Origin of the sequence: Streptomyces sp. NRRL F-5126, from assembly GCF_000721265.1 — a bacterium.
In the GTDB taxonomy this organism is placed as follows: Bacteria; Actinomycetota; Actinomycetes; order Streptomycetales; family Streptomycetaceae; genus Streptomyces.
This window is the reverse complement of the sequence record NZ_JOFZ01000165.1, coordinates 1-203: the sequence shown is the minus strand read 5'-3', so window position 1 is coordinate 203 and position 203 is coordinate 1. Positions and strand designations below refer to the sequence as shown.

Annotated in this window: 1 protein-coding gene; it reads left to right on the top strand. The window is 67.5% G+C overall.

Annotated features, from left to right (window positions below):
- A partial coding sequence (locus IH48_RS34180; protein WP_037844391.1) for a SpnB-like Rossmann fold domain-containing protein occupies window positions 1-203 on the top strand: 203 nt, incomplete at both ends.

The window sequence follows — 203 nt, the reverse complement described above, 5'->3', positions numbered from 1 at the left end:
CACCCCTGTGGGGCCTCATCCGCACCGCACAGAGCGAAAACCCCGACCGCTTCACCCTCATCGACCTAGACACCACCCCCACCGACACCTCCGCCCTCAACGCCCTGCACACCGCGCTGGCCACTACGGAACCCCAACTGGCCCTCCGTAACAACACCATCCACACACCCCGCCTGACCCGCACCACCACCCCCACCGACACC